At 68.3% G+C, this 564-nt stretch carries 1 protein-coding gene; it reads right to left on the bottom strand.

All coding sequences use genetic code 11. The features are described from left to right. Positions 1-564 (bottom strand): EF-Tu C-terminal domain-related protein (locus ACLBXO_RS31685; RefSeq protein ID WP_447687911.1); only part of this gene is annotated, 564 nt, incomplete at its 5' end.

Below are 564 nucleotides of genomic sequence, written 5' to 3' on the forward strand. Positions count from 1 at the left end.
TCAGTCGTTGATGGCGGCGACGACGCCGGCGCCGACGGTGCGGCCGCCCTCGCGGATGGCGAAGCGCAGCTTCTCCTCCATGGCCACCGGCACGATCAGCGCCACGTCCATGGTCACGTTGTCGCCCGGCATCACCATCTCGGTGCCCTCGGGCAGCGTGCAGATGCCGGTCACGTCCGTGGTCCGGAAGTAGAACTGCGGCCGGTAGTTGGTGAAGAACGGCGTGTGGCGGCCGCCCTCCTCCTTGGTCAGGATGTACGCCTCGGCCTTGAACTTCGAGTGCGGCTTCACCGAACCCGGCTTGCACACGACCTGGCCGCGCTCCACGTCCTCGCGCTTCGTGCCGCGCAGCAGCACGCCGACGTTGTCGCCCGCCTGCCCCTGGTCGAGCAGCTTGCGGAACATCTCCACGCCCGTCACCGTCGTCTTGGTGGTCGCCCGGATGCCGACGATCTCGACTTCCTCGCCCACCTTCACGATGCCGCGCTCGACGCGGCCCGTCACCACCGTGCCGCGGCCCGAGATCGAGAACACGTCCTCGATCGGCATCAGGAACGGCATGTC

The organism is Methylobacterium sp. C33D (assembly GCF_053345825.1).